Source organism: Yersinia artesiana, assembly GCF_902726545.1.
Lineage (GTDB): Bacteria > Pseudomonadota > Gammaproteobacteria > Enterobacterales > Enterobacteriaceae > Yersinia > Yersinia artesiana.
The window spans coordinates 1-23,081 of sequence record NZ_CACVAD010000001.1 but is presented as its reverse complement, the minus strand read 5'-3'; the positions used below and the strand labels follow the sequence as shown (position 1 = coordinate 23,081).

The following is a 23,081-nucleotide window of genomic DNA, read 5'->3' as shown; positions in this document are numbered from 1 at the left end:
AACGATTTAAATGAAAGGCAGCAAGTCGCGATAAAATTAAAACGATAGTAATAACACGTGACCGAAAGGAGCAAAAGGGATGTTAGCGCTATTATGATGAGAGCGGTTAATAAAAAGGCACCCAGTAATATTTATGGGTGCCTTGTTGTGAGCTTTGAGAAATTAATTGTTGGTGATAATTAATGCTTACGGTGGTCCAAATCTTCGTATTCTGATGACTCAATTTTAGCAATGCCTGCTTCTAAGATATTTATTAATTGGCGTGCAACATCAGTCGTCAGCCAGAGCGTCCTATCAACCAGCGCATCTTCTGGCGGTTGATCCATGGAAGACAGGTAATGAAGACGTATCATCATCGCGTCATATGCATCTACAGTGCTGATATCCCAACCTACGAGCGGGTGAGTCTGGATAACTTCATCATTTCTGTCCATAAAGACCCCTTATATAGTAGTTACTAACTGGAGTGACTAACGAGGATCAATGCGACTCAATACTAAGTGAACTTTTTTAGTATACGCAAGCGCTGGTGAATGTGGAGATTATCAACAGATCTTTACAAATTATTTATTTTCTGATGATTAATTAAGCGAAGATTAAAATGAAAAAAGCCGAGGAGCGATTCCCCGGCAAAACAGCATTTATCTATACCCGTCATACTTCAAGCTGCATGTGCGTTGGCTACGCTCAATAACCCGAATCACTTACGACACAGTAAGCTCATCGGGATTATGAGCCTCATTAGAGGCTCACCCTACGGGCCAGCGCAAGCGCTGTTCAAAATGGTTTACAACCAATTTGTCTCTCGCTTGCCGCCTTCCTGCAACTTGAATTATTTAGGGTATACAACATATTTTTTATTGTGATTTATTCCGCATCGAACCAGTCGTCTGCGCTTTCCCATATTTCTTGTAATATTTCAGAGATAACATCTTTATCAGTTTTTGCGCCACCTAAAACAGAAAGATTATTGGCACTGGCATAACGTACCTGAACTGCAGTAGTGGTATCCGGGAATTTAGTCTTCAGTCGTTTACTCAATTCATTGGTGAGTGCTTCGATAGCACCTGCGGGTAACTGGTTTTTTTTATCAACGCTGACTTCAACACGCATATTTAGCCCTCCGAATATTTATACTGGCTATTTATACAGTATAAGTATTCGAGCTGCAACTGGCTGATAAAAAAATTTGAGACAGCAGAGAAAAAAGCGCTCTACTGCCATAGCTATCAAGCTTTAACTGACCAGTTGATGGTCTGGCCGGCAAGGAAAGGAATAATAGATTCATTTCCGAGTGATATTTCTTCTGGTTGTTGGAAAGGAGCCCGAACCAATTCAACGAAATCTTCGTTAACGGGCAGGCCATAGAAACGTGGGCCGTTCAAAGAGCAGAATGCTTCCAGATGTTGCAATGCATTCATTTCTTCAAAAACGGTGGCATATGCCGCAAGTGCCGAAGGTGCATTGAACACACCCGCGCAACCACAGGATGACTCTTTACGATGTTTGGCATGTGGGGCAGAGTCAGTCCCAAGGAAGAAGCGCTCAGAGCCACTGGCAACCGCCTGACGTAAAGCCTCTTGATGAGTGCCACGTTTCAAAATAGGCAGGCAGAATAGGTGAGGGCGAATTCCACCAACCAGCATATGATTACGGTTGAACATCAAATGCTGAGGGGTGATGGTCGCACCAAGAAAACGATTGCCTGCCAGCACATAATCGGCTGCGTCTTTGGTGGTGATATGCTCAAAGACAATTTTCAGCTCCGGGAATTGACGGCGTATCGGTTCCAGGATTTGGTCAATAAAGCGCGCTTCACGATCAAAAATGTCCACAGCCGCATCAGTGACTTCCCCGTGGATCAGTAACGGCATACCTATCTTCTGCATTTGTTCAAACAGCGGATAAATTGCTGGTATATCAGAAACACCATGGGTTGAGTTGGTGGTGGCATTGGCCGGATATAACTTGGCGGCGGTAAACACACCTTGTTCAAAACCGAGAGTCAGTTCATTGACGTCCAGAGTATTGGTCAGGTAGCACGTCATTAGTGGTGTGAATTTATGGCCCGCAGGAGTTGCCGCCAAAATACGTTCCCGATAGGCAATGGCACTGGCAACTGTGGTTATCGGGGGTGTCAGGTTTGGCATGACAATGGCCCGAGCAAACACCTCGGAAGTATAGGGCAGCACGGTACTGAGCATTTCGTCATCACGTAAATGAATATGCCAGTCATCCGGGCGGCGAATTTTCAGGGTTTGAGGTTGTGCAGTCATTCAACGGGCTCCGCAGTCATGGAATATAGGAATTTTTGTGCTGTTTCCGGCGGGGTCTAAGGATAAGCGGAAAGTGCTCCGGATGCATCTGATTGTTACGGCTAAGTTGAAAACAATACAAAAAGGGGCTCTTATAGAGAGGCTCTGGGTAAAATTGCCTATAGGGTGAGCGATTGATTTATCGTCAAATACGCTAATTAAATGTACAGATGGGAGAATAACTATGGAAGTTCGTGTTATTGCCAGTTTAGTGGCGAAACCTGAGTTTATTGCTGAGGTTACAGCCGCAGTTCATCAGGTTATCGAACCGAGTCGTGAAGAGAAGGGGAATCTACAATATGACCTCCATGCTGAAAACGACCAAAAAGGCTCTTTTGTGTTTTTCGAGCGCTGGGCATCCGAGGATGCATTAGAAAAACATAATAAAACCGAGCATTTTAAAGCGTTCGTTAAAGCAATCGAAGGTAAGCTGGAAAGTCTTGAGATAAAGAAAGTGAAGCAAATCGCGTGATAATCTTTGCTCAATAAAAAACCCGCCAAATGGCGGGTTTTGCACTATTAGGGTCGAACGATATTGCTACTATTCAACCGATTGTGGTTTTGTCGCCGGAGCGGTAGCCAGAGTTGCAGCCGCATGACCACCCGCAGAACCTTTACCTGCAAAATCAAAGGCTGGACGTTCCCAATGGCCTTGACTTGGCGATGCTGGTTCGTAATCAGGTGCTGGTGCTTTGGTCATTGGCGCTGAAGCATAGTGCTTGAATAACACACCTTCAGGATGAGCAACGACTGGCTGCTGCGGTGCAACGGCCACAGGAGCAGTGTCGGCTGGTGATTCAGTGACAGTAGCTTCTTCTGCCACAGCTTCTTCAACCACTGTTTCCGCCACGATTGGTGCTTCAACCACCGCTTCTTCAACTGTAACTTCTTCAACTGCCATATCTTCAACTACAGCTTCTTCAGCGACTGTCGCGTCTTCAACTGCAGCTGCTGTTTCTTCAACAACAGGCGCTTGGGTCACGACTTCTTCCACGACAGCGACGGGTTCGATTGTCGCTTCAACCACAGTTTCTGGTGCCACAGCGTCTTCAGTCACGGGTTCTTCGGTCGTGATAGTTTCTGCTTCTGCTGCAATGTCAGTTACCTGAGTAGGTTCTTCAGCAGCATGGGTTTCAACGACTGGCGCTACAGCTACCGTTTCTACAATTGCGGTTGCCACGATTGCCGTTTCTACTATTGCTGTTTCCACAACAACCGGCGCACGGCCCGGTACGGCAGCAGCGGACGATGAAGAACCACCTGGTTTGTGTTGTGGGGCTGGAGTCGGCGCGGCAGCAACAGCAGGTGCAGCAACGACAGCAGGTGCGGCAATAACAGCGACTTGTTCTACTACAGCAGCAACTTCCTGTACGTATTCAATTGGCTGTTGTTCTTCAACCGGATTTTCCACAAAGGCAGGTTCAAACGGTTGAGCTACAGGATAACGCACCCACACTTTACCTGATGCCATTTCTGGTGAGGCGAAAGCACCCGCCAGCGGCATAGCTGACTGGGTTGGGTAGCGCTCATCACGATAGCGGCGACGGCGTTGACCACTGACACGCAGGTGGCGAGGCGAGCGGCGAGAGCGACGTGGCATGCCATTTTCATTGTTGCCATTACGGTCATTCGTTGCTTCATCATCGGCCTGAGCACTTGCTTGCGACAGCAATTTCACTTCTTCCTGCACCACTGGGGCAGCAATGTGGGAAACTGGTTCGCTAACAGGTGCTTCCAGAATATTCAGCTCATCATTCGCGGATTGAATACGGACTTTCTGATTCAATTGGCGACGTTGACGGCGCTGCATCACCTGTTGACGTTCTTCTTGCTCTGGTTGCGCTTCTTCTACGACTACAGCTGTGACGATATCCGCATCAACTTTAGCTTTAACGTCTTGTGATACCTGGCGTTTATCATCTTGTGGACGACGGCGTTGGCGATCACCGCGACGCGCTGGCTGCTCTTCACGCTGTGCTTTATCTGCTTCAACAACTTCAGTCTGCGCTTGTGGTGCCGTTGCTTGCTGCGCCGGGCGTCTATTATTGCGACGTTGATCGTCACGGCCCTCGCGATTGCTATTATCGCGGTTAGCATTGTCACGGTTGCCGTTATCGCGAGTGCTGTTATCACGGGCATTGTTGTCGCGATTACTGTTATCACGACCTTCACGCGGCGTGCGGTCACCACGGTCTTTGCGACCATTATTCTGGCGGCGCGGATTACGACGATCGTTACGACGATTTTCGTTGGTTTCAGTTTTCTCAACTTCAACCGGTTTCACTTCAGTTTCTGTTGAACCACCGAAGAGGCCTTTCAACCCACTGAGCAGGCGGCTAAGGAAACCAGGTTGTTCTGCCACCGTAGCAGTTGCGGCCTGTGGTGCGGCTGTTGGTTTAACATTTGCAGCAGGGGCTGACTCTGGTGGCACTTCTGTTGGCAGGGAGAACGTCGCCAGCGCAGGTTGCTCTGGGCGTTTACGTTCGATGGTCGCTTCTTCCAACGGTTGTGCCATTTCAGCTTCATGCAACTGTGGCAGCAAGTAGCTGAGAGAAGGGACTTCTTCGCCTTTGCGCACGCGCAGCACAGAATAATGTGGCGTTTGCATTTGATCGTTTGGCACGATCACGGCACGCACACCACCCTGGCGTTTTTCGATGGCATTAACAGATTCACGCTTTTCGTTCAGCAGGTACGATGCAATTTGTACCGGCACAATGGCGTGAACTTCATGGGTATTCTCTTTCAGCGCTTCTTCTTCAATCAAACGCAGAATAGAAAGTGACAGAGATTCGTTGTCACGAACGGTACCGGTACCGCTACAGCGTGGGCACACATGGTGGCTTGACTCACCCAGTGATGGGCTGAGGCGCTGGCGGGACATTTCCAGTAAACCGAAGCGAGAGATACGACCAATCTGGATACGCGCACGGTCTTGACGAACGGCATCACGTAAGCGGTTTTCTACTTCACGTTGGTGGCGTACCGGCGTCATATCGATAAAGTCGATGACAATCAGGCCACCTAGGTCACGTAGGCGCAACTGGCGGGCAATTTCGTCTGCGGCTTCCAGGTTGGTATTGAATGCCGTTTCTTCGATATCACCACCACGAGTTGCTCGGGCGGAGTTGATATCAATTGCTGTCAGGGCTTCGGTAGTATCAATAACGATAGAACCACCGGAAGGCAGACGTACTTCGCGTTGGAACGCAGATTCAATTTGTGACTCAATCTGGTAGTGACTGAATAAGGGGATTTCGCCACTATACAATTTGATTTTGCTGCTGAAATCCGGGCGGCCAAGTGCTGCAATATGCTCTTTAGCCAGTTCGAGAACTTTAGGGTTATCGATCAGGATTTCGCCGATGTCCGGGCGCAGATAATCACGGAAAGCACGGACAATCACGTTACTTTCCTGATGGATCAGGAACGGCGCAGGGCGGCCTTCAGCAGCTTTTTTAATCGCATCCCAGTGCTTCAGACGGAATGATAAGTCCCATTGCAGCGCATCAGCAGATTTACCCACACCGGCGGTACGAACAATCAGGCCCATGCCATCAGGCAATTGCAGGGAGGATAGGGCTTCTTTCAGTTCAGTGCGATCATCACCTTCGATACGGCGAGAGATACCGCCAGCACGTGGGTTATTAGGCATCAGAACTAAATAACTACCTGCCAGGCTGATGAAAGTCGTGAGTGCGGCACCTTTATTACCGCGTTCTTCTTTATCAACCTGAACAATAACTTCCTGGCCTTCGCGCAGCACATCTTTGATGTTTGGGCGGCCATGAGAGGAATAATTACTAGGGAAATATTCGCGAGAAATTTCTTTTAATGGGAGAAAACCATGTCGTTCAGCGCCGTAATCAACAAAAGCGGCTTCCAGACTGGGTTCGATTCGGGTGATTTTACCTTTGTAAATATTCGCTTTTTTCTGTTCATGACCTGGGCTTTCAATATCCAAATCATACAGCCGCTGTCCATCTACAAGGGCAACACGCAACTCTTCTTGCTGAGTTGCGTTAATCAACATTCTTTTCATCTTTAACTTACTCGTTTTTTTTACATTGGCGTTAGAACTGCGGGCAAAATAACCTCTATGGTCGGGTAAACCGATGACCCCGAGTCTTCTAGCAAAGCCGTCAACCTCACGGTTGTCGCCTGCATAGGGGCGCATTATTTCGGTAAGCCTGCGTTTCTTTCTGAAAAACAGCGCTTTTTATATAAAGGGTAGCTTCTGAATATAAGACAACAGAGCCTGACCCACTTGCCGACCAAGCTGCAACCCGCAGCCCGCTAATTGCTTGATTTCACATTACGTCTTACGCCATTGCTGCGTTTTTGTGTGATCAGGCAAAGTTTATTATTCCACAAGTCTCTTGGTCTAACGAGAATCAACGCAGAATTAATCACATTATTCCATTGCTGACACTGATATAGCAAGATGACTTTACCTGTCTACGTAAAGATTCTTTTACTGTATTCACAGTGTCGGCGGCTATCGTTGTCTTATTAAACAATAAATGCACGCAAACGTTATCTTTAAATAGCCAGATTGACAGTTAAGCACAGAAAAAGGGGTGGCGCTAATTCCTCGGTGTAATTAGAATCGCGCCCCATGAAAACGAATAATCCAGCAGTACAATTAATCACCATTTCTGCCGACGAAGCGGGTCAGCGGATCGATAACTTTTTGCTCACTAAATTGAAAGGTGTGCCAAAGAGTATGATCTATCGCATCGTCCGCAAAGGTGAGGTTCGCGTTAATAAAGGGCGTATTAAGCCAGAATATAAATTGGCTGATGGTGATGTGGTACGTGTACCACCGGTACGTGTTGCCGAACGCGAAGAGATTCAGGTATCAGCTAAACTTGATAAAGTGGCTGCGCTGGCTGATTGCATTCTATTTGAAGACGATTATCTCTTAGTGTTAAACAAACCTTCTGGTACGGCTGTTCACGGCGGTAGCGGTTTAAGTTTCGGGGTAATTGAAGCATTACGCGCACTTCGCCCTGAAGCGCGTTTCCTGGAATTGGTTCACCGCCTTGACCGTGATACCTCTGGTGTTTTATTGGTAGCCAAAAAACGCTCGGCTTTACGCTCTTTACATGAACAACTGCGCTTGAAAGGGATGCAAAAAGATTATTTGGCTTTGGTGCGTGGGCAATGGCAATCCCATTGCAAAGCGGTACAGGCGCCGTTGCTGAAAAATATTATGCAAAGTGGCGAGCGTATGGTGAAAGTCAGTAGCGAAGGCAAACCCTCTGAAACGCGTTTTAAAATAGAAGAGCGTTTTGAGCATGCAACTTTGGTGAAAGCCAGCCCGATAACGGGCCGCACACACCAGATTCGCGTGCACGCCCTACATGCCGGCCACCCGATCGCATTTGATGATCGCTATGGTGACCGAGAATTTGATAGTCAATTGCAAGGGACAGGGTTACATCGCTTATTCCTGCATGCCGCTGCTTTACGTTTTGAACATCCGAATACCGGTGAAACCATGCGCATTGAAGCTCCTTTGGATAATCAATTGCGCCATTGCCTGGCGGTATTACGTAAGAAAGCCGCGATTTAAAATGCGGCTAGCTGTTTTAACGCTACCCGTATTTTAAAAGCTATCCGCATTTTAAAGTAAGGGATTGACCCCTTGCTCAATTAACATTTGAGTGAGGGCGATTAACGGCAGGCCGATGAGCGTATTCGGATCACGGCCCGATAACTTGTCAAATAAAGTGATGCCCAACCCTTCACTTTTAAAACTGCCTGCACAATTCCACGGTTGTTCCCTAGCTAAATAACCCTCAATTTCTGCGCTATTTAATCTGCGGAAATAAACATCAAATGTTTCGCAAAGGCAATCATGACTACCGGTTGCTGTATTGAGCAGCGCCAGCCCGGTATAAAAAGTGACACATTGGCCGCTGGCTTGTTCTAACTGCTTGACTGCATTGGCATGATTATGGGGTTTGCCGACGATTATGCCGTTGATAACACACACTTGATCAGAACCGATTATCAAGTGTTGTGGGTATTGAACGGCCAGCGCCTGGGCCTTTGCGCGTGCCAGTCGTTGCACCAGCGCGCTTGCGCTCTCGCCTTGCAATGGGCTTTCATCCGTTTGCGGCGCAGCAGTGATAAAGGGTAATTGCAGTTTCTCCAGCAATGCGCGGCGATATGATGATGTTGAGGCCAGAACTAATTGCGGCATAATATTTTCCATAAACCGTGGCGTAATTTAATCAGGCATTTTAAACTGTCTGCCGCTTCGGAAGCGAATATTGGTGAAAGGTGCAGTAAAACGGCCTTTTTCTTTGACTCTATGTCGTTACAAAGTTAATATGCGCGCCCTATGCAAAAGGTAAAATTACCCCTGACCATTGATGCGGTTCGTACCGCTCAGAAACGTTTAGATTACGCAGGTATCTATTCGCCTGAGCAGGTTACACGAGTAGCCGACTCAGTGGTAAGTGTGGACAGCGATGTCGTGGCCTCATTATCGTTTAATATCGATAATCAGCGCCTGGCGGTTATTACAGGTCATGCGGACGTCGATGTAACATTGATGTGTCAGCGCTGTGGTAACACGTTTGCACACCATGTTCATACAACGTATTGTTTTAGCCCGATCGTCAATGATGAGCAGGCTGAAGCATTACCGGAAGCGTACGAGCCGATCGAAGTCGATGAATTTGGCGAAGTTGATCTGCTGGCTATGATTGAAGACGAAATTATTCTTTCACTGCCTGTCGTTCCGGTACATGATTCTGAACACTGTGAAGTGTCCGAGGCGGACATGGTATTTGGCAAACTGCCTGAAGAGGCGGAGAAACCTAATCCATTTGCCGTATTAGCCAGTTTAAAGAAAGTAATTAAGGAGTAAGGTCAATGGCCGTACAACAGAACAAACCCACTCGTTCCAAACGTGGCATGCGCCGTTCACACGATGCGCTGACCACTGCCACTCTGTCTGTGGACAAAACTTCCGGTGAAACTCACCTGCGTCACCACATCACAGCCGACGGTTTCTACCGCGGCCGCAAGGTTATCGGCTGAGTAGTACTTGCTAATCTTCTTTAGCAAGGCGATACCTTGACTTGTCTAACCCTAGCGTTAGATGCAATGGGTGGGGATTTCGGTCCCCACGTCACAGTGCCTGCTTCATTGCAGGCACTGGCCTCTAATCCAAAACTAAAACTCCTGCTGGTCGGGGACCCCGACACCATCACTTCGTTACTTGTTAATGCCGATCCTTTGTTGCTGGAAAGGTTACAGGTAATCCCCGCTGAGCATGTTATTGCCGGCGATGCTAAACCCTCACAAGCGATCCGTGCCAGTCGTGGCACCTCAATGCGTATTGCATTGGAGCTTGTCAAAAACGGTGACGCAGCAGCCTGTGTGAGTGCAGGTAATACTGGGGCATTGATGGGGCTGGCGAAGATGATGATTAAGCCACTGGATGGAATAGAGCGCCCGGCATTGATGACGGTCATCCCCAATCAGCAGCGCAGCAAAACTGTGGTGCTGGATTTAGGGGCTAACGTCGAATGTGACAGTACGATGCTGGTGCAATTTGCCGTCATGGGTTCGGTGATGGCAGAAGAAGTTGTCGGCATAACAAACCCGCGTGTTGCTTTGCTCAATATTGGCGAAGAGGAAACCAAGGGGTTGGATAATATCCGCGAAGCCGCCGCCGTATTAAAAAATACACCGGCTATCAACTATATTGGTTATCTGGAAGGCAATGATTTGCTGACAGGCAAGACTGATGTGATGGTTTGTGACGGCTTCGTGGGTAACGTCACTCTAAAGACTATGGAAGGTGTGATAAGAATGTTCTTGTCACTGCTCAAATCATCGGGCGAAAGCAAAAAACAGTCGTGGTGGCTTAAACTTATTGGCCGTTGGCTGCAAAAACGTGTGGCTAAGCGGTTCGGTCATTTGAACCCCGACCAGTATAATGGCGCATGTCTGTTAGGATTACGGGGTATCGTAATCAAGAGCCATGGCGCTGCGAATCAACGCGCATTCGCCGTTGCCATCGAACAGGCTGTGCAGGCGGTGCAGCGGCAAATCCCACAACGGATTGCCGCGCGCCTTGAAGCGGTTTTACCCAAGAGTGACTGATCGTACATGTATACTAAGATTCTCGGTACGGGGAGTTATCTGCCCGAACAAGTGCGCACTAATGCTGATTTAGAAAAAATGGTGGATACCTCGGACGAGTGGATTGTCACCCGAACAGGTATTCGTGAACGGCGTCTTGCTGCCCCTGATGAAACTGTTGCGACTATGGGTTTCCACGCAGCTGAAAAAGCGCTGGAGATGGCTGGTCTTAAAAAAGATGATGTCGGGCTGATTATCGTAGCGACCACCTCGTCAAGCCATGCTTTCCCAAGCTCGGCCTGCCAGGTGCAACAAATGCTAGGGATCAAAGATGCTGCCTCTTTCGATCTGGCCGCAGCTTGCGCCGGTTTTACCTATGCACTTAGTGTTGCTGATCAGTACGTGAAAAGTGGTGCAGTCAAATATGCGTTGGTCATTGGTTCTGATGCACTTTCTCGTGCACTGGATCCAGAAGACCGCGGCACCATTATTCTGTTTGGCGATGGTGCCGGTGCCGTGGTATTAGGTGCCTCGGAACAGCCGGGCATTCTCTCGACTCATTTGCACGCAGATGGTCACTATGGTGAATTGCTCAAATTGCCATATCAGGATCGCCTACACCAAGAACAGCCAGCCTATGTCACTATGGCGGGCAATGAAGTGTTTAAAGTTGCGGTAACGGAGCTTGCCCACATTGTGGATGAGACATTGCAAGCCAATAATCTAGATCGCTCAGCGCTGGATTGGTTGGTGCCGCATCAGGCCAACCTGCGTATTATTAGCGCAACGGCTAAAAAATTAGGCATGGGGATGGATAAAGTGGTGATAACCCTCGATCGCCATGGTAACACCTCTGCGGCATCCGTACCTGCGGCACTTGACGAAGCAGTACGAGATGGGCGAATTCAACGTGGGCAGTTAGTGCTGCTGGAAGCGTTTGGCGGCGGCTTTACCTGGGGCTCAGCGCTGGTTCGCTTCTGATTTAACAGGACCTTTTTTGGTTTAACAGGAAAGCAAAATGTCGAAATTTGCAATGGTATTTCCAGGCCAGGGTTCTCAATCCCTTGGCATGCTGGCCGATTTGGCCGCACAATTTCCGATAGTTGAAGAGACTTTCAGTGAAGCCTCATCAGTACTGGGTTATGATCTGTGGCAGCTAGTACAACAAGGTCCGGCTGAAGAATTGAATAAAACATGGCAGACGCAACCGGCTCTATTGGCGGCATCTGTTGCTATCTGGCGCGTTTGGCAACATCAAGGCGGTAAACTGCCTGCGATGATGGCGGGCCATAGCTTGGGTGAATACTCAGCTCTGGTATGCGCTGGTGTGCTCGATTTCACACAGGCGATTCGTCTGGTTGAATTACGCGGCAAATTGATGCAAGAAGCGGTACCTGAAGGTACCGGCGCCATGTATGCGATTATTGGTTTGGATAATGAATCCATCGCCAAAGCTTGTGAAGAGTCAGCTCTTGGTCAAGTTGTCTCGCCCGTTAACTTTAACTCTCCGGGTCAGGTGGTTATTGCTGGTAATAAAGAGGCAGTAGAACGCGCGGGCGCTGCTTGTAAAGCCGCTGGCGCAAAGCGTGCCTTGCCATTGCCTGTTAGTGTGCCATCTCATTGTGCGCTGATGAAACCTGCGGCAGATAAGCTGGCTATAGCACTGGAAAACATTGAATTCCAGGCACCGTTATTCCCTGTCGTCAACAACGTAGATGTGAAAACTGAAGTGTCACCAGAGGCGATTCGTAGCGCATTGGTGCGTCAGTTGTATAATCCGGTACGTTGGACTGAGAGTGTTGAATTTATCGCAGCAGAAGGTGTTGAGCTGCTGTTAGAAGTTGGGCCGGGTAAGGTCTTGACTGGTTTGACCAAGCGTATCGTGGATACTTTGGCCGCAGCACCGGTAAACGATGTCGCTACGCTGACCAGTGCGCTTGAAAACTAAGAAAGAGGGTAACATGAGCTTCGAAGGAAAAATTGCGCTGGTAACCGGCGCGAGTCGCGGTATTGGCCGTGCGGTTGCAGAATTATTGGCTGAGCGCGGTGCCCGTGTTATTGGTACGGCGACCAGTGAAAAGGGTGCTGAAGCCATCAGCGCCTACTTGGGTGACCAGGGTAAAGGTTTAATGCTGAATGTCGTGGATCCCGAATCAATCGAGTCTGTTCTGGAAACGATTCGTGCGGAATTTGGAGAAGTCGACATTTTAGTGAATAATGCAGGGATTACGCGTGATAACCTGCTGATGCGTATGAAGGATGATGAGTGGCAAGATATTATTGACACCGATCTGACTTCTGTATTCCGTCTGTCAAAAGCGGTATTGCGCGCTATGATGAAAAAGCGGTTTGGGCGTATCATCACCATTGGTTCTGTAGTTGGGACAATGGGCAATGCAGGGCAGGTTAACTACGCGGCAGCTAAAGCGGGTCTGATCGGTTTTAGCAAGTCTTTGGCGCGTGAGGTTGCTTCACGTGGCATTACTGTCAACGTTGTCGCACCTGGCTTTATTGAGACAGACATGACTAAGGCGTTGACAGATGATCAACGCGCAGGCATTTTAGCCCAAGTACCAGCTAGCCGGCTTGGGGAAGCAAAAGAAATCGCCAGCGCTGTTGCATTTTTAGCCTCTGATGAGGCCGGCTACATCTCTGGTGAAACGTTACATGTCAATGGCGGCATGTATATGATTTAAAAATCACGAAAGTATTTGCGTTATTTGAGGTAAAAACCGCAAAATAGCGTAAAATCGTGGTTTGACCAGCCGAGATTTAGTTGCATCTTTTTCAACATTTTATACACTACGAAAACCATCGCGAAAGCGAGTTTTGATAGGAAATTTAAGAGTATGAGCACTATCGAAGAACGCGTTAAGAAAATCATCGTTGAACAACTGGGTGTTAAAGAAGACGAAGTGAAGAACAGTGCTTCTTTCGTTGAAGATCTTGGCGCGGATTCTCTGGACACCGTTGAGCTGGTAATGGCTCTGGAAGAAGAGTTTGATACTGAGATTCCAGACGAAGAAGCAGAAAAAATCACTACTGTTCAGGCAGCTATTGATTTTATCAACGCTAACCAGCAGTAAGCGTACATGCTTTAAGTTTTGATAGTTAGGCGGTCACTCGACCGCCTAAGTTTTTTTTGTCCTAAGTGTTATTTTCCCTCCTTGGAGGACAACCGTGTCTAAGCGTCGAGTTGTTGTGACTGGACTGGGCATGTTGTCTCCTGTCGGTAATACAGTTGAATCCACATGGAAAGCTGTGCTTGCCGGGCAGAGTGGCATCAGCCTGATCGACCATTTTGATACTAGTGCCTATGCAACTCGATTTGCTGGCTTAGTAAAAGATTTTAATTGTGAAGAGTTCATTTCGCGTAAAGATGCGCGCAAGATGGACGCATTCATACAGTACGGCATTGTTGCTGGCATGCAAGCCATGCAAGACTCCGGGCTTGAAGTCACCGAAGCCAATGCTACCCGTATCGGTGCCGCTATCGGTTCTGGTATTGGTGGGCTGGGTCTGATTGAAGAAAACCATACTGCGTTGGTGAATGGTGGGCCACGTAAAATTAGCCCATTCTTCGTACCATCAACCATTGTTAATATGATTGCTGGTCATCTGACGATAATGTGTGGGATGCGTGGGCCAAGCATCTCAATCGCTACAGCATGTACTTCAGGTGTGCATAACATCGGCCATGCGGCGCGTATCATTGCTTACAATGATGCTGATGTCATGCTGGCGGGTGGGGCTGAAAAAGCCAGTACGCCATTGGGTGTCGGTGGTTTTGGTGCTGCTCGTGCATTATCGACTCGAAACGACAACCCGCAAGCGGCAAGTCGCCCATGGGATAAAGACCGTGATGGTTTCGTTCTGGGTGACGGCGCAGGCATGATGGTGCTGGAAGAGTATGAACACGCAAAAAAACGTGGCGCAAAAATCTATGCAGAAGTTGTTGGTTTTGGGATGAGCAGCGATGCTTATCACATGACCTCTCCACCGGAAGACGGTTCTGGAGCAGCTCTGGCAATGGTAAATGCATTACGTGATGCGGGTGTGAGCACATCTCAGATTGGCTATATCAATGCCCACGGCACGTCAACTCCTGCTGGCGATAAAGCCGAAACGCAGGCAGTTAAGTCTGTATTTGGTGAAGATGCCTATAAAGTGATGGTCAGTTCCACCAAATCCATGACTGGGCACTTGCTAGGCGCAGCAGGTGCAGTTGAGTCTATCTTTACTGTCTTAGCTCTGCGTGATCAGGCCATTCCTGCAACTCTTAACCTGGATAATCCAGATGAAGGTTGTGATCTGGACTTTGTTCCGCACGAAGCTCGTCAGGTAAACGATTTGGAGTACACCCTGTGTAACTCCTTCGGTTTCGGTGGCACTAACGGTTCTTTGGTTTTCCGCAAAGTATAACCTTGACCGTTACGCTCCAACTGCTCAAAAGACCCGGTTTCTGGGTCTTTTACTCGTTTTGCCCTGCATTAGTCATAACATCCCTCCATAATAACTGTCTCAATAAGAGATAAATCTGAAAACAGCCACGGGTTTAAATCTGATACTGTCAGCAGGTACAATTTATATTTATGGGCAATCCTGCTTTCCCAACTGAATATAAAACCAATACTCCCATTTAAAGAGAATCTGAATGTTCTGGATTAATGGTGTTGAACAAAATTTGATTTCAGCTTCAGACCGCTCTGTGCAGTTTGGCGATGGCTGTTTTACTACCGCCAGGGTTTATCTTGGTCAAGTCGTGTGGCTGGATAAGCATATCTCACGCTTGCAGCAGGCGACTGAACGACTCTTAATCCCCGCAGTAAACTGGAATGCATTGAGCAAGGAAATGGTTGAGGCGGCAAGCCATACTGAAGACGGGGTGTTGAAAGTGATTATCAGTCGGGGAAGTGGCGGACGAGGTTACAGTGGTACGGCATGCCAGCATCCGACTCGGATTATTTCCCTTAATGATTACCCGGTTCATTATCATAGTTGGCGTGAACGGGGGATTTCTTTGGCACTTAGCCCGATATCGCTGGCACGCAGCCCCTTGCTGGCGGGGGTTAAGCACTTGAACCGCCTGGAGCAGGTATTGATTCGCGCGCATCTTGAGCAGACAACGGCGGATGAGGCGCTGGTGCTTGACACTGAAGGTATGCTGGTGGAATGCTGTGCCGCTAATTTATTCTGGCGTAAGGGGGAGGAAGTCTTTACCCCAGACCTGCGCCAATCAGGTGTAGATGGCATTATGCGTCAACGAATTATTAGCTGCCTGGCTACGCATGGTCGGCAGGTGACAATTGTGGCACAACCGGTGGATGTGTTGGCCGATGCAGATGAAGTTATCGTTTGTAACGCACTGATGCCGCTGCTCTCGGTGAATAGGATTGAGCCGGCCAATCGTGCTGAACCCTGGGTTTACCACTCACGCCAGTTATTTGATTTCTTAAATCTTCATTGCTGCGAAGTATAGGCTGCATGAGGATTTTGATTTTTGCCCCTATGACTACCTTTAATATGAAGATGGCCGCCCGATGAAAATAAAAAGCACCAGAGCATTAATCCTTTTTGTCGCTATCTGTTTGGGATTGCTGCTGTTGGGTTACCAGAGAGTACAACATTTTGCTGATAGGCCATTGGCTATCCAGCAAGAAACCATCTTTAAACTTCCTGCCGGGACAGGGCGAGTGGCTCTGGAGAATTTGCTGCAACGTGACGGCTTGATTAAAAATACTCGCTGGTTCCCCTGGCTGCTGCGCCTTGAACCAGAATTAGCCAAGTTCAAGGCGGGTACCTATCGCTTTACTCCCGGGATGACAGTGCGCGGTATGTTAGAACTGCTCGCCAGCGGTAAAGAAGCCCAATTTACCGTGCGCTTTATCGAAGGCAAGCGGCTGCGTGATTGGATGGATGAATTACAACAATCAAAATATATAAAGCATGTATTGGATGGGAAGAGTGATGCCGAAATTGCGGTATTACTGGGATTAAAGGACAGCGAACATCCCGAAGGGTGGCTTTATCCAGATACCTATTCATATACTGCCGGAACCACTGACCTGGCATTACTCAAACGTGCCCATGTGAAGATGGAAAAAACAGTCGATGAAATCTGGCAGGGGCGCGATAAGTCGTTGCCTTACAAAACCCCAGGCGACCTGGTGACGATGGCGTCAATCATCGAAAAAGAAACGGCGGTTAATGAAGAGCGAACCAAAGTGGCGTCGGTGTTTATCAACCGTTTACGTATTGGTATGAGATTACAAACGGACCCGACGGTTATTTACGGCATGGGAGATAGCTATAATGGCACCATTAGCCGTAAAGACTTAGATACGCCAACGCCTTATAATACCTATGTAATATCTGGTTTGCCGCCGACGCCGATTGCGATGCCGGGGCTGGCATCACTTACGGCCGCCGCTCATCCGGCTAAAACGCCTTACCTCTACTTTGTAGCAGACGGCAAGGGCGGCCATACTTTTACCACCAATTTAGCCAGTCATAACCAGGCGGTGCGAGTTTATCGCCAATCGCTAAAGGATAAAAATGAACAGTAAATTTATCGTTATTGAAGGGCTTGAAGGGGCAGGGAAAACCACCGCCAGAGACACCGTGGTTGCCACATTACGCGCCCAGGGGATTAACGATATTGTTTTCACTCGCGAGCCAGGGGGAACGCCGCTGGCAGAAAAGCTGCGTGATTTGATTAAGCAAGGTATTGACGGTGAAGTCCTGACGGACAAAGCCGAAGTGCTGATGTTGTATGCTGCGCGCGTGCAATTGGTTGAAAATGTGATTAAACCGGCACTGGCCCACGGCAGTTGGGTGGTGGGTGATCGCCATGATTTGTCATCGCAAGCCTATCAGGGCGGCGGGCGCGGGATTGATATTAATCTGATGACATCATTGCGTGACACGGTATTGGGTGAGTTCCGCCCCGACCTGACACTGTATCTCGATTTGCCGCCAGTTATCGGGCTGGCACGCGCTCGCGCTCGCGGTGAATTAGACCGGATTGAACAAGAGTCACTGGCCTTCTTTGAGCGCACCCGAGAGCGCTATCTCGAATTGGCTGCAACCGATTCGAGTATCAAAACTATTGATGCTTCACAACCGCTTGAGCAAGTCAGTGAATCTATTAGCCGGGTACTGAAGCAATGGCTGACCAGCCGAGAAACAGCGTAATGAAATGGTACCCATGGCTTACCGCGCCTTACCGTCAGTGGGTAGGGCAGCAGGCTGCCGGGCGAGGCCATCATGCATTACTGCTGCACTCTTTACCCGGAAATGGCGAAGAAGCACTGATTTACGGTATTAGCCGTTGGTTGATGTGCCAGCAACGACAAGGCGAGAAAAGCTGTGGCGAATGTCATAGTTGCCGCTTGATGCTGGCGGGCAATCATCCGGACTGGTATGTGCTGACACCGGAGAAAGGTAAAAGCAGTCTCGGCGTTGAGCTGGTGCGCCAACAGATTGAAAAACTCTATTCCCATGCTCAGCAAGGCGGGGCAAAAGTCGTGTGGCTGCCCCACGCGGAGTTGCTTACCGATGCGGCGGCGAATGCGTTGTTAAAAACGTTGGAAGAGCCGCCAGAGAATACCTATTTTCTACTTGATTGCCATCAACCTGCCAGTTTGCTTGCGACACTGCGCAGCCGCTGCTTTTACTGGCATCTGGCCTGCCCAGATACCGCGCTTAGCCTGCAATGGCTTCAGCGGCAGATCCCAGCAGAACCTGTCTCGATGCTGGCGGCACTTAAATTGAGTGAAGGTGCGCCGTTAGCGGCCGAGTGTTTACTGCAACCGGAACGCTGGGCCACCAGAACCACTTTGTGCCATGCATTGCATAGCGCACTGCACAGCTCGGATTTACTGTCGTTAATACCGCAACTTAACCATGATGATGCTCCAGAACGCTTACAATGGATCTCTTCATTGGTGTTGGATGCGTTGAAATGGCAACAGGGCGCAGGTGAGTTTGCTGTCAACCAGGATCAATTGCCTCTGGTACAGCAATTGGCTGGCATGGCCGCAACACCAGTATTGCTCCATTCAGCCCAGGCGCTGGGCCATTGCCGCCATCAATTATTATCGGTGGTAGGTGTTAATCGTGAATTATTACTCACCGAGTTCCTGCTTAACTGGGAAACCGCTCTGAGCACGGGCACTTATTCCACCTTATCTTCGTTGTAATTGGGTTTAAAATTATGTTGTTAGTAGATTCTCATTGTCATCTTGATAGCCTTGATTACCAGACGTTGCACCGCAATGTTGATGATGTATTAGCTAAAGCGAAGGCGCGTGATGTCGGGTTCGTGCTGGCGGTTGCCACTACATTACCGGGCTTTTCAGCCATGACCTCCCTTATCGGGGAGAGAGAAAATGTGGCGTTTTCATGTGGCGTTCATCCACTCAATCTGGATGGCGGCTATGATTTTGAGCAATTGGCAAAACTTGCGGCGGCAGATAACGTGGTGGCGATGGGGGAAACCGGGCTGGATTATTTCTATCAGCAAGACAATATTCCACTGCAACAAGCCTCTTTCCGTGAGCATATCCGTATTGGCCGTCAATTAAATAAACCGGTGATTGTGCATACTCGTGATGCCCGTGAAGATACGCTGGCAATCTTGCATGAGGAACAGGCGCAAGAGTGTGGTGGAGTTTTACATTGCTTTACAGAAGATAAAGCAACCGCCGCCACGCTGTTGGATCTCGGTTTTTACATCTCTTTCTCAGGTATTCTCACTTTTCGTAACGCCGAACAGCTGCGTGATGTCGCGCGCTATGTGCCACTTGATCGGTTGCTGGTCGAAACCGATTCGCCTTATCTGGCACCGGTTCCGCACCGTGGTAAAGAGAACCAACCAGCCTATGTGCGTGATGTTGCTGAATATATGGCGGTGCTAAAGGGGGTTAGTCTTGAATCCTTAGCCCAAGCCACCACCGACAACTTCTGCCGGTTATTTCATCTGGACTCTGCACGGCTGACCAGTGGAACGTCCCAACTTCCTTAAGAATACTTTTTTTTAAGCTCGTAATTAATCGTCGAAACGAGTAATGTTCTCACCCGATTTAGTGGGTGAGGGCAGCTCTCATTGACGTTTTTTTACAAAAAATGCGCGATTTGAAGCAAATTAAGCGCTTTCTTGAAAGAAACGTGACTGCCATCAAACATTAAGCAGGCTATTTATTTTACTCTTCGTAAAAATTAAAGGGGTGCTTTAGACACCCTGATTCGCAAAGGCTTACTCCCCCCTTTGTAACGCCAATAAACGCGAGAAAAAGCAGTAAAAAGCACTATTACTCAGGAGCTCACTCAACTATGTTTAAGAACGCATTTGCAAACCTGCAAAAGGTCGGTAAATCGCTAATGCTACCGGTATCCGTATTACCCATCGCAGGTATTCTGCTGGGTGTCGGTTCCGCGAATTTTAGCTGGCTACCAACGGTAGTCTCTCACGTAATGGCAGAAGCGGGCGGTTCCGTTTTTGCTAATATGGCATTGATCTTTGCTATTGGCGTTGCACTTGGCTTTACCAACAACGACGGTGTATCCGCGTTGGCAGCCGTTGTTGCTTACGGCATCATGGTGAAAACCATGGCGGTGGTAGCACCACTGGTCTTGCATTTGCCAGCAGAAGAAATTGCTGCCAAGCATTTAGCTGACACCGGGGTGTTAGGCGGGATCATTGCAGGTGCGATAGCAGCCTACATGTTTAACCGCTTCTACCGTATTCAGTTACCTGAATATCTGGGCTTCTTCGCCGGTAAACGCTTTGTGCCGATTATCTCTGGTTTCACAGCGATCTTCGTTGGCGTGATTCTGTCCTTCGTGTGGCCGCCAGTGGGTACTGCTATCCAGACTTTCTCCCAGTGGGCAGCTTATCAAAACTCCGTAGTCGCCTTTGGTATCTACGGTGTGGTAGAACGTGCGTTGGTTCCATTCGGTCTGCACCATATCTGGAACGTACCATTCCAAATGCAAATTGGTGAATACACCAACGCAGCGGGTCAGGTATTCCACGGTGACATTCCACGTTATATGGCGGGTGACCCAACTGCGGGTAAACTGTCTGGTGGCTTCCTGTTTAAAATGTATGGTCTGCCAGCAGCTGCAATCGCTATTTGGCATTCTGCTAAACCGGAAAACCGGGCAAAAGTGGGCGGGATCATGATCTCCGCAGCACTGACCTCATTCCTGACTGGTATCACCGAGCCAATCGAATTCTCCTTCATGTTCGTGGCGCCAATCTTGTATGTTATTCATGCAATTCTGGCAGGCCTGGCCTTCCCAATCTGTATCCTGCTTGGGATGCGTGATGGTACCAGCTTCTCCCACGGCCTGATTGATTTCGTAGTTCTAAGTGGCAACAGCAGCCGTATCTGGTTGTTCCCTCTGGTGGGTATTTGCTACGGTCTGGTCTACTACACCATCTTCCGTGTACTGATCGCCAAACTGAATTTGAAAACACCGGGTCGTGAAGACACGACGACAGAGCAAACTGTACAGGGTGGCACTGAAATGTCAGCAGCACTGGTAGCAGCATTTGGTGGTAAAGAAAACATCACTAACCTGGATGCATGTATCACTCGTCTGCGTGTTAGCGTGGCTGATGTGTCCAAGGTTGACCAAGCTGGTCTGAAGAAATTGGGTGCTGCGGGCGTTGTCGTTGCAGGCTCAGGTGTTCAGGCTATCTTCGGGACGAAATCTGATAACCTGAAAACAGATATGGACGAGTACATTCGTAACCATTAATTCAGGTGTGGGGAGTGCAAAGGGGAGGCGAAAGCCTCCCTTTTTTTGTTTGTTTTACGTTGATTTTATTGAATTATTTATTTTCACTGTCCGCATTGTGACCTTCACTCAAAGATTGACCATCTTCAGATACAAAAAAGCCCGCGCGTGGCAGGCTGTTTGAAAACGGTTAATTATCAGAATGCTAAATCAAATTGTTCATCACCCAAATGCCCTGACAAAAACAGATCGTGGGGTAGGGTTGCGGTGTTATTACGGCTGGGGCGGGATAGGATTTTATCGACTGATTGCAGCGTGGTGAAGGTACTGCGGCAAAATCTGGCCAACAGCCGGATCATCATGGGCGATGCGTTGGATCAGGCCGCGACTAATACAGATAATGCGATTAACGGCGAACCTCTCAAGCCATTTCGTCGGGCGGCAGATGCGATTGAAGCCTCTGGGCTTGATTACACTATTCTTCACCCGGCCTGGTTAACGAATGAAGGTACGATTGATTATGAACTCACCGCTCGCGATGAACCGTTCAAAGGTACCAGCGTATTGCGCAAAAGCATCGTCTATGAATCACACATTTTATGTAAATACCTGCAGCATCACGATGCTTATAAAATATAAGAGAAAAGACCGCGAAAAAGCCCTTTCGTCAATATAAGTCAATCAGGTAACTTCACTGATGAAATTATTGGTTAACTTTCTTGGCTATCATATTCGAATTCAATGCTTAGTTTTATTTTTCTAAATCGAACGCCATTTCACAACCAACCCATTCAGGTAGCCCATTTGTAGGGCCATGTTCCAAATAATACTTTCTAAGTTCTACAATTAACGGAGTAAGGTCACTGACGGCACCATCATAGGGGGCAAATCAGTCATTTGTACCTGCCGAGTCAATATAATCGAACTCGTATTCTCCTCCATCACCTTCTTTTTCCATGTCCCCTTGTTCAGGTTTGCATCCATCGGAACAAAATTAAGCTTTTCTCCCGGCCCATCAAAAATGCTCGCGAGCAAATGTCTGCCTTCATCACCAGCATCACCACTTTTCTCAGCCTTGATCATCTGTATGATATACTTTATTCCCATCAACTTTATAAATTGTATTAGGACTAGGCTTGTTCAGTGGTTTGATCCAACTGCCTTTTTCTCCAGCTTTATAATGGTAGTTTGATGCTGAGTGAGTCAGAATGATTATTCTGGAAAACTCTAAATCCGTGATGATTTTTTGTCGGCCACTACACTTGGTTCAATAGTATTCGTTGTTGTGCATCACCTGCTTCCTTACGTCGTGTGATGAAGATGCACGGATTTGGTTTTCTGTTTATCAATTACCCATCGCTCCATGGTCAATGCCATGACACTAATTTTGAAAAGAAATATGTATCCTTGCTGAATGCGCTCATCTATTTAAGAATTATGATGTATTGAGTTTTATAAAAATTTTTATAGTTTCAATAACAATTATTAGTAGACATGTCTATGATTTATTAATGATGAGCAGTTCATCTATTCGAGGTGACTATGTTCCTTAATTACTTTGCGCTAGGTGTCCTTATTTTTGTCCTCCTCGTGATTTTTTACGGGATAATAATTCTTCATGATATTCCCTATCTGATCGCAAAATCACGTAATCATCCTCATGCTGATGCTATTCATGTCGCAGGATGGGTAAGCCTGTTTACTTTGCATGTTATATGGCCATTTTTATGGATATGGGCCACCCTATATCGCCCTGAGCGTGGCTGGGGTATGCAAGGTCAGGAGGCTTCATTTACCCGTCTTCAACAGCGTGTAACTGACTTAGAAATAAAACTGGCCGATAATAAAACCCCTCCGGTGGAGTAATATCATGGATTTACTCATTATTTTAACATATGTTGCGTTTGCCTGGTC

At 48.1% G+C, this 23,081-nt stretch carries 23 protein-coding genes and 1 pseudogene; 18 read left to right on the top strand and 6 right to left on the bottom strand.

All coding sequences use genetic code 11. From position 1 onward, the window contains the following. Positions 1-179: 179 nt before the first annotated feature. The 3 genes from bssS to pyrC form a co-directional block, all read right to left on the bottom strand. Positions 180-434: a biofilm formation regulator BssS gene (gene bssS, locus HU019_RS00120; protein WP_050078784.1), complete on the bottom strand. Its 255-nt coding sequence runs from the start codon at positions 432-434 to the stop codon at positions 180-182. Positions 435-867: 433 nt separating this feature from the next. After that, positions 868-1,113, bottom strand: coding sequence for a DNA damage-inducible protein I (gene dinI / locus HU019_RS00115; protein ID WP_174847388.1), 246 nt, complete (start codon positions 1,111-1,113; stop codon positions 868-870). Between the two features lie 116 nt (positions 1,114-1,229). Next, entirely contained in the window at positions 1,230-2,276 is a 1,047-nt protein-coding gene (gene pyrC / locus HU019_RS00110) for a dihydroorotase (protein WP_174847389.1), read from the bottom strand. Between the two features lie 223 nt (positions 2,277-2,499). Between pyrC and HU019_RS00105 the strand changes: the two genes are divergently transcribed. Continuing rightward, positions 2,500-2,787, top strand: coding sequence for a putative quinol monooxygenase (locus HU019_RS00105; protein ID WP_174847390.1), 288 nt, complete (start codon positions 2,500-2,502; stop codon positions 2,785-2,787). Positions 2,788-2,856: 69 nt separating this feature from the next. Here the strand turns inward: HU019_RS00105 and rne are convergent, their stop codons facing one another. Beyond that, positions 2,857-6,357, bottom strand: coding sequence for a ribonuclease E (gene rne, locus HU019_RS00100; protein ID WP_217450910.1), 3,501 nt, complete (start codon positions 6,355-6,357; stop codon positions 2,857-2,859). 576 nt (positions 6,358-6,933) lie between these two features. Here rne and rluC point away from each other — a divergent pair. Beyond that, on the top strand, positions 6,934-7,893 hold the full coding sequence (gene rluC / locus HU019_RS00095; RefSeq protein ID WP_005157930.1) for a 23S rRNA pseudouridine(955/2504/2580) synthase RluC: 960 nt from the start codon (positions 6,934-6,936) through the stop codon (positions 7,891-7,893). A 51-nt stretch (positions 7,894-7,944) separates the two neighbouring features. Here rluC and HU019_RS00090 read toward each other — a convergent pair whose 3' ends face one another. Next, positions 7,945-8,526, bottom strand: coding sequence for a Maf family protein (locus HU019_RS00090; protein ID WP_174847392.1), 582 nt, complete (start codon positions 8,524-8,526; stop codon positions 7,945-7,947). A gap of 141 nt (positions 8,527-8,667) precedes the next feature. Here HU019_RS00090 and yceD point away from each other — a divergent pair, with 141 nt between their 5' ends. The 15 genes and pseudogenes from yceD to HU019_RS00015 form a co-directional block, all read left to right on the top strand. Continuing rightward, positions 8,668-9,198 carry a 23S rRNA accumulation protein YceD gene (gene yceD, locus HU019_RS00085; protein WP_004709643.1) on the top strand — a complete coding sequence of 177 codons (531 nt, stop codon included), beginning with the start codon at positions 8,668-8,670 and terminating at the stop codon, positions 9,196-9,198. Positions 9,199-9,203: 5 nt separating this feature from the next. Further along, positions 9,204-9,371: a 50S ribosomal protein L32 gene (gene rpmF, locus HU019_RS00080; protein ID WP_002210931.1), complete on the top strand. Its 168-nt coding sequence runs from the start codon at positions 9,204-9,206 to the stop codon at positions 9,369-9,371. A gap of 36 nt (positions 9,372-9,407) precedes the next feature. Then, on the top strand, positions 9,408-10,442 hold the full coding sequence (gene plsX, locus HU019_RS00075; protein ID WP_174847393.1) for a phosphate acyltransferase PlsX: 1,035 nt from the start codon (positions 9,408-9,410) through the stop codon (positions 10,440-10,442). A 6-nt stretch (positions 10,443-10,448) separates the two neighbouring features. Further along, positions 10,449-11,402, top strand: coding sequence for a beta-ketoacyl-ACP synthase III (locus tag HU019_RS00070; RefSeq protein ID WP_174847394.1), 954 nt, complete (start codon positions 10,449-10,451; stop codon positions 11,400-11,402). A 37-nt stretch (positions 11,403-11,439) separates the two neighbouring features. Next, complete coding sequence (gene fabD / locus HU019_RS00065) at positions 11,440-12,369, top strand: ACP S-malonyltransferase (RefSeq protein WP_174847395.1); 930 nt, start codon at positions 11,440-11,442, stop codon at positions 12,367-12,369. A gap of 13 nt (positions 12,370-12,382) precedes the next feature. Further along, positions 12,383-13,117 (top strand): 3-oxoacyl-ACP reductase FabG, encoded by a 735-nt coding sequence (gene fabG / locus HU019_RS00060; protein WP_174847396.1) that lies wholly within the window; start codon positions 12,383-12,385, stop codon positions 13,115-13,117. A 153-nt stretch (positions 13,118-13,270) separates the two neighbouring features. Beyond that, positions 13,271-13,507, top strand: coding sequence for an acyl carrier protein (gene acpP / locus HU019_RS00055; protein WP_002220787.1), 237 nt, complete (start codon positions 13,271-13,273; stop codon positions 13,505-13,507). A 94-nt stretch (positions 13,508-13,601) separates the two neighbouring features. Next, positions 13,602-14,843, top strand: a complete 1,242-nt coding sequence (gene fabF / locus HU019_RS00050) for a beta-ketoacyl-ACP synthase II (RefSeq protein WP_174847397.1) — start codon at positions 13,602-13,604, stop codon at positions 14,841-14,843. Between the two features lie 232 nt (positions 14,844-15,075). Continuing rightward, on the top strand, positions 15,076-15,900 hold the full coding sequence (gene pabC / locus HU019_RS00045) for an aminodeoxychorismate lyase (protein ID WP_174847398.1): 825 nt from the start codon (positions 15,076-15,078) through the stop codon (positions 15,898-15,900). Positions 15,901-15,961: 61 nt separating this feature from the next. Beyond that, entirely contained in the window at positions 15,962-16,987 is a 1,026-nt protein-coding gene (gene mltG / locus HU019_RS00040) for an endolytic transglycosylase MltG (protein WP_174847399.1), read from the top strand. Beyond that, positions 16,977-17,615 carry a dTMP kinase gene (gene tmk / locus HU019_RS00035; RefSeq protein WP_174847400.1) on the top strand — a complete coding sequence of 213 codons (639 nt, stop codon included), beginning with the start codon at positions 16,977-16,979 and terminating at the stop codon, positions 17,613-17,615. Before mltG ends, tmk begins: the two co-directional genes overlap by 11 nt. Then, positions 17,615-18,622: a DNA polymerase III subunit delta' gene (holB, locus tag HU019_RS00030; RefSeq protein ID WP_174847401.1), complete on the top strand. Its 1,008-nt coding sequence runs from the start codon at positions 17,615-17,617 to the stop codon at positions 18,620-18,622. Before tmk ends, holB begins: the two co-directional genes overlap by 1 nt. Positions 18,623-18,636: 14 nt before the next feature. Then, entirely contained in the window at positions 18,637-19,446 is an 810-nt protein-coding gene (locus HU019_RS00025; RefSeq protein ID WP_174847402.1) for a metal-dependent hydrolase, read from the top strand. 308 nt (positions 19,447-19,754) lie between these two features. Continuing rightward, positions 19,755-21,188 (top strand): PTS glucose transporter subunit IIBC, encoded by a 1,434-nt coding sequence (ptsG, locus tag HU019_RS00020; protein ID WP_005157966.1) that lies wholly within the window; start codon positions 19,755-19,757, stop codon positions 21,186-21,188. Positions 21,189-21,527: 339 nt separating this feature from the next. Next, positions 21,528-21,746, top strand: a pseudogene (locus HU019_RS00015) (NAD(P)H-binding protein); the annotation flags it as partial. Between the two features lie 267 nt (positions 21,747-22,013). Here the strand turns inward: HU019_RS00015 and HU019_RS20220 are convergent. Next, positions 22,014-22,250: a DNA/RNA non-specific endonuclease gene (locus HU019_RS20220; RefSeq protein ID WP_227739420.1), complete on the bottom strand. Its 237-nt coding sequence runs from the start codon at positions 22,248-22,250 to the stop codon at positions 22,014-22,016. A gap of 459 nt (positions 22,251-22,709) precedes the next feature. Between HU019_RS20220 and HU019_RS00005 the strand changes: the two genes are divergently transcribed. After that, entirely contained in the window at positions 22,710-23,033 is a 324-nt protein-coding gene (locus HU019_RS00005) for a DUF3302 domain-containing protein (RefSeq protein ID WP_174847403.1), read from the top strand. The last annotated feature ends 48 nt before the right edge of the window (positions 23,034-23,081 follow it).